Source organism: Nocardioides cremeus (assembly GCF_030518195.1).
In the GTDB taxonomy this organism is placed as follows: domain Bacteria; phylum Actinomycetota; class Actinomycetes; order Propionibacteriales; family Nocardioidaceae; genus Nocardioides; species Nocardioides cremeus.
On sequence record NZ_JAULSC010000366.1, the window covers coordinates 1 to 243 of the forward strand.

Annotated in this window: 1 pseudogene; it reads right to left on the bottom strand. The window is 81.1% G+C overall.

Annotated features, from left to right (window positions below):
- Nucleotides 1-243: pseudogene (locus tag QWJ41_RS21375) on the bottom strand (hypothetical protein); the annotation flags it as partial.

Sequence of the window (243 nt, forward strand, 5' to 3'; positions counted from 1 at the left end):
GTCGTCGTCGGCGTCGAGGTCGTCGGGGTGGGCGTCGGCGTCGGCGGCGCGCAGGTCGTCGGAGCGCGAGACGTCGACGCCTCCCACCGGGGTCTGCTGGATCGCGCCGCGGGCCGCGGCGCTCGACCCGGGCCCGGCCTGGGGCCGCTGGGACGCGGCAGCCGGCTGCTCGTCGGTCGGGGGCGGTCCGGGCTCGCCCGGGTCGTCGTCGGGGGGCGGCTCGTCGATCCAGGCCGGCGGTCG